Origin of the sequence: Alysiella crassa DSM 2578 (assembly GCF_000745955.1) — a bacterium.
Lineage (GTDB): Bacteria > Pseudomonadota > Gammaproteobacteria > Burkholderiales > Neisseriaceae > Simonsiella > Simonsiella crassa.
In genome coordinates this window covers 1-5,585 of sequence record NZ_JQKH01000116.1, presented here as the reverse complement: position 1 = coordinate 5,585, position 5,585 = coordinate 1, and the positions used below count along the sequence as shown (strand labels likewise).

Sequence of the window (5,585 nt, the reverse complement as noted above, 5' to 3'; positions counted from 1 at the left end):
GCTAATATTCAGATTATGAATGTAAAATTGCCGCCTGAATGGGTGGCTGAATTGCGCGGGCAACACGGTTTCGCGCCTGCGTATCACATGAATAAAACGCATTGGTTGAGTGTGCGTTTGGACAACACGCTGCCTGAACAGCAATTGATGGATTTATTGCAACAAAGTTTTGTGCAAACGGAATAAGTGGGTTGGTTTTCAGGCAGCCTTTCATTATCCTACAAATTTTTGTTTACCACTCATCTGTTCCCTCTCCTGTGGGAGAGGGTTAGGGAGAGGGTAAAACTTTCAATGTACCACGATTTTTCCCTCTCCCAAAGGAGAGGGGGTTAGATTGCTGTATCTCAACGATTTCAGGCAGTATTTCATTTTTTGTCGTGTACTGAAAGGCAGCCTGAAAGCTAATTGATTATTTTAATAAGGAAAAAATATGACAATCATTGTAACAGGCGCGGCTGGATTTATTGGCAGCAATATTGTAAAAGCCTTGAATGAGCGCGGCATAAGCGATATTGTGGCGGTGGATAATTTAACAAATGGAAATAAATTCAAAAATTTAGCCGATTGCGAAATCGCGCATTATTTGGATAAACACGAATTTATCCGCCAAATCCGTGAACATCAGTTTCCGTATGACGATATTCGCGCCGTGTTCCACGAAGGTGCGTGCAGCGACACGATGAATCATGACGGTAAGTATATGATGGACAACAACTATCAGTATACTTTGGATTTGTTGGATTGGTGTCAATATGAGCGCATTCCGTTTTTATATGCGTCCAGCGCGGCGGTGTATGGCAAGGGCGATGTATTCCGCGAAGAACGTGAATTGGAACAGCCACTTAATGTGTATGGCTATTCCAAATTTTTGTTTGACCAAGTGTTGCGCCAACGCATGAAACAGGGCTTGACGGCGCAGGTGGTGGGTTTCCGTTATTTCAATGTGTATGGTATGCGTGAACAGCATAAAGCACGAATGGCTTCAGTGGCTTATCATCATTTTAATCAGTATCGTGAACAGGGTTTTGTTAATTTGTTTGGCGAGTATGAACAATTTGGCAAGGGGGAACACAGCCGCGATTTTGTCAGCGTGGAAGACGTGGTGAAAGTGAATTTGTATTTCTTGGATAATCCTGATAAATCAGGGATTTTCAATTTGGGTACGGGGCGCAGCCAGCCATTTAATGATTTGGCGGCGGCAACGGTGAATGCGTGTCGTGCGGCGGAAGGTTTGCCCAAATTATCTTTAAATGAATTGGTAGAACAAGGACTTATCCGTTATATTGATTTTCCAGACGCGTTGGTGGGCAAATACCAAAGTTTCACGCAAGCAGACATTACGCAATTGCGCCAAGCAGGTTATAGCGATGAATTTTTTACGGTAGAACAAGGGGTTGAGCGTTATGTGGCGTGGATGTTTAAGCATTTGCTGTGATGAATATTTCAGGCTGCCTGAAAACAGGTTTTGCCCATTAATTCAATATCATGAAAGGAATCCCATGAATTTGGAAGAAAAACAAATCAGCAGTAACACATTGTTTGAAGGAAGTTTTTTAAATATCCACCAAGATCAAATTTTGCTGCCCAATGGCAATCAAACGCAACGCGTGGTGGTGCGCCATTCTGGGGCGACTTGCGTGTTGGCGGTTACTGATGATGAACGCGTGGTGCTGGTGCGCCAATGGCGTTATGCGGCGGGACGCGCTTTGCTGGAAGTGCCTGCGGGCAAGTTGGACGCGGGCGAAGACCCTGCCGAATGCGCCTTGCGTGAATTGGCGGAAGAAACGCCTTATGTGGCGGAACGTGTTGAATATATTTTGAAATTTTATACTGCACCTGGATTTTGTGATGAAGTGATTCATTTGTATCGCGCGGTAAATATTCGCCCAAACAGCACTTTGTCGCCCGACCAAGATGAGTTTGTGGAAACGGTATTGTTGAACCGTGAGCAGGCGCGGGCTGCTGTGGAAAATGGCGAGATTTGTGATGGCAAAACTTTAATTGCTTTGCAATATTGGTTCAATGAATAGGAGTGAATGATGAAAACCCATTTGGTTTTATTGAGTTTGACTGTGCTGCTGTCTGCCTGTGCGCTCACGCCCGAGCAAAAAGCGGAACAGGCGCATAAGCAAAAATTATACGAACAAAATCTGCAAGTTAGCCTAGCCAGTCAATGCGACAAAGACACGGCGGAATTGATGCGTCAGCAATTTAATCAGCCAATTAATTGGACGGAAGCAGATAAAAAAGCCTTTCAATTGAAATACATTGATAAAGTTTCCGAACCAATGTTTCAGGCGTGCTACAAAATGGCGTGGCAAAACTATATTTCGCAGCAGCGTTTGCGGCAAATGCGCGATTGGTACGATGATGATTGGTTGTGGGGGCGACGTGGGTTTTATCGCCATCCGTTTTTTTGGTAATGTATTGATTTAAATTGATTTTAAAAAGATTAGGCAGCCTGAAATGTGTTTCAGGCTGCCTGATTTTATTTTTGAATTAATAAGACAACGGCTTGCGCTTCAATCCCTTCCATGCGCCCTAAATAACCCAGTTTTTCATTGGTTTTGCCTTTGATGTTGATACAATTTTCAGGCAGCCCCAAATCCGCCGCCAAATTTTGGCGCATGGCAGGAATATGGGGTTTTAATTTGGGTTGTTGGGCGATGATGGTGCTGTCTAAATTAATGATTTTCCAGCCTAATTTTTGCACTTCGGCATAGGCATTGCGCAGCAAAACGCGGCTGTCGGCGTCTTTGAATTCGGCGGCGGTGTCGGGGAAATGCGTGCCGATGTCGCCCAAACCTGCTGCGCCGAGCAATGCGTCCGTGATGGCGTGCAACAAAGCGTCTGCGTCTGAATGACCCAGCAGACCTTTGTCAAAGGGAATGGTTACGCCGCCCAAAATCAGGGGGCGATTTTCTACGAGTTGATGGACATCGTAGCCTTGTCCAATGCGAATATTCATATGATTTTCCTAGTGAATATTTTCAGGCTGCCTTTGGTACGCGACAAAAATCACAGTAGGGTGCGCTGTGCGCACCAAATTCGCCATCATAATTTGAATGATTCAAGTGATTTGGTGCGCACGGCGCACCCTACATGAGTGTGTTGGTGTATTGGAAAGGCAGCCTGAAAATGGGTTAAAACAAATTGTTTACATTGTCTTTGTTGTTTTGCTGAACGGGTGGCTCGGCAGGGGGTGGGGTGTCGGCTGGCACTTCTTCAATGGTTTCTGGCGGTGTATCTGTTTCGCTAGGCTCGGGGGCGGGTTTGTTTACTTTCACCATGTCGCCGTTGCGGAATACGCCGCGATAGTGGTCGGTTTGGGTGTTGTTGTCCAGCGTGATTAATTCGCCTTTGCCGTGCCATAAGCCGTTTTTGTGTTCGCCTTTGAATTTGATGACGGAATTGCCTTGTTTAAATTGGCAATTGGCGTAGGTGGAGGTAAACGTGCCTTCGCAACGTGCATTCATGCCGAGCATGCCTGTCATTTCGCCTTTGCCATTGGTTTTAATATTGTCTTTGGCGAATTCGCCGACAAATACCGCGCCATTTTTGTATTTCATCATGCCTTTGCCGCTGAATTTGCCCTGCACGAAACCGCCTTCATAAGTCAAAATCGGCGATGCTTTGGTGGGCGTGTATTTGCCGTAACCGTGTTTCATGTCGTCTTTCCACGCGCCTTCGTACACGCTGCCTTTGGGGTAAACGCAAGTGCCTGTGCCATGACGTTTATTGTTGCTCATGCCTACGGTGCAAGTTGTGCCGTCATCAAATTTTAATTGTGCGGTGCCTGTGTTGTCTTCCGCCACGCCGTTGAGCAACCAGCCTGTGTATTGCACTTTGCGTTTGCCCAATGTTAATTCTACTGTGCTACGATACGGCTTATCAACAGGCGGTTTGGATAGCCAAGTTTTCACAAAAGGATACGCACCCAATCCCACCGCCCCAAAAATCCCCAACATCACCACGCGCCCAAATAATTTTTTCAGGCTGCCTGAAGATTTGGTTTGGGCGGTGGGTTTGATTTTGGGTTCGGGTTTGGATTTTGGGGTGGGTTTGGGTTGGCTGGGTGGGGGTGTGTATTCGGTGGTGTGGGGTTGTGGGGGCATTTGCGTGGTTTCGGGCGCGTCCATCACGGTGGTGTACAAGGGTAGGGGAGACGACACCGTGTGCGGATTCACAAACGCTTCTTTCATAGACAAGGCAGCCTGAAAACGCTCATTCGCATACACATTCAAACCTTTATCTATCGCCGCCAACCAGTTCACAGGATAAAGCTGGCGATAGGCGGCATTGTCTGCCAATTTCATTTGCGTATCGTGTGGAATGCGGTCGGGGGCGGCTTCGGGCAGGCTGCGCGTGATGGCTTGATACAAACACGCGGCAAAACTGTAAATATCTAAAGCAGGGGTATATTGTTCCGATTTATGTCCATATTGTTCAATGGGGGCAAAATTGGGCGTGAGTGTGCGCGTCATTGGGCTGGCAGAATCCAGCACAAATCGCGCCGAGCCAAAATCAATCAGCACGGGCGTATTGTCTTCTTGCAATAAAATATTGGCGGGTTTGATGTCGCGGTGGAGCAAATTGCGTTCATGAATATAATGTAAACCGTCTAATATGGGCAAAAACACGGTTTCCAAATCCGCCACACTGGGCGTGGAGTGGCTTTCAATCCAATTTAACAAGGTGCGACTGCCCATATAGGGCATAACAAAATATGCCGTGCCATTTTCTTTAAATAAATCGCTGACTTTGACAATATTTGGGTGATTGAGTTTGTTTAAGGTTTGCGCTTCCTGAAAAAAGCGGCTTAAGCCCCGATTAAACAATTCGGCGTGGTCGGCGTTGGGCGGCTGGACTTGTCCATCTTGGCGTATGGCAAATTCGGGGAAATATTCTTTAATCACCGATGGCGAGTGCAAATTAATGTGTTCCACCAAATAAGTAATCCCGAATGCACCCGCACCCAATACCTGTTGAATACGGTAAACATTGTGCAATACTTCGCCCATCGGCAAGGCATAGCGATGTTTTGTGTGCATTGTGCGCTCCTAATCCTAAAATAATGATGATGTGGGTGGGTGTGGAATTATAGCCTTAAATCAATCAATGGGTGTGATGGATAAAGTGGTTATTGTGTACACGGCGGTCGCTGTCGCCTTGTCCTGATTTAAATTGAATCCACTATAAGAACCTGTGTTCATAATCTTAATAGCTTGCTTTTATCGCTACTTCATGCGCCTACTGCGTTGGCTTTCCACGCCAATATGTTCAATATTGGCATGAAAAGCCGCCTTGTATTCGCAAGAATTATCAATAAAATCAAGCCATCAATCTTACGAACACAGGTTCTAAAATTGTCATGTACCAAAAGGTTGCCTAAACTTTATGACAGTGCAATCTCCATTTCCCAAAAATCCCGCGCCAATTCGGTATTTGGAAAAATGGCTTGCGCGTCATTCAATAAATTCAATGCCTTATCGCCTGAATATTTTGCGCTGATGTGGGTTAAAATCAAACGCTTCACTTGCGCCAATTTTGCCAATTCGGCGGCTTGGGTGCAGGTGCTGTGTCCA

Annotated in this window: 7 protein-coding genes and 1 pseudogene; 5 read left to right on the top strand and 3 right to left on the bottom strand. The window is 46.0% G+C overall.

The genetic code is table 11. The features are described 5' to 3' along the window. The 4 genes from Q338_RS11925 to Q338_RS11910 form a co-directional block, all read left to right on the top strand. Positions 1 to 186 (top strand): MmcQ/YjbR family DNA-binding protein (locus tag Q338_RS11925; RefSeq protein ID WP_034295740.1); only part of this gene is annotated, 186 nt, incomplete at its 5' end. Between the two features lie 244 nt (positions 187 to 430). Then, positions 431 to 1,435 (top strand): ADP-glyceromanno-heptose 6-epimerase, encoded by a 1,005-nt coding sequence (rfaD, locus tag Q338_RS11920; protein ID WP_034295735.1) that lies wholly within the window; start codon positions 431 to 433, stop codon positions 1,433 to 1,435. Positions 1,436 to 1,499: 64 nt separating this feature from the next. Beyond that, complete coding sequence (locus Q338_RS11915; RefSeq protein WP_034295733.1) at positions 1,500 to 2,030, top strand: NUDIX hydrolase; 531 nt, start codon at positions 1,500 to 1,502, stop codon at positions 2,028 to 2,030. A gap of 6 nt (positions 2,031 to 2,036) precedes the next feature. Next, the gene (locus tag Q338_RS11910) at positions 2,037 to 2,423 is read left to right on the top strand and encodes a hypothetical protein (protein ID WP_034295731.1); all 387 of its coding nucleotides are present in this window, start codon (positions 2,037 to 2,039) and stop codon (positions 2,421 to 2,423) included. Between the two features lie 65 nt (positions 2,424 to 2,488). On the opposite strand, the gene ispF is transcribed toward Q338_RS11910, so the two are convergent. Next, positions 2,489 to 2,968: a 2-C-methyl-D-erythritol 2,4-cyclodiphosphate synthase gene (gene ispF, locus Q338_RS11905; RefSeq protein ID WP_034295729.1), complete on the bottom strand. Its 480-nt coding sequence runs from the start codon at positions 2,966 to 2,968 to the stop codon at positions 2,489 to 2,491. On the opposite strand from ispF, the gene Q338_RS14645 reads away from it, so the two are divergent. Further along, positions 2,969 to 3,106: a hypothetical protein gene (locus Q338_RS14645; protein WP_156961084.1), complete on the top strand. Its 138-nt coding sequence runs from the start codon at positions 2,969 to 2,971 to the stop codon at positions 3,104 to 3,106. Between the two features lie 37 nt (positions 3,107 to 3,143). Here Q338_RS14645 and Q338_RS13900 read toward each other — a convergent pair whose 3' ends face one another. Together Q338_RS13900 and Q338_RS14930 are read right to left on the bottom strand one after the other, a co-directional pair. Then, positions 3,144 to 5,051, bottom strand: coding sequence for a protein kinase domain-containing protein (locus Q338_RS13900; protein WP_051968639.1), 1,908 nt, complete (start codon positions 5,049 to 5,051; stop codon positions 3,144 to 3,146). Positions 5,052 to 5,395: 344 nt separating this feature from the next. Further along, positions 5,396 to 5,585, bottom strand: a pseudogene (locus tag Q338_RS14930) (ribonuclease Z); the annotation flags it as partial.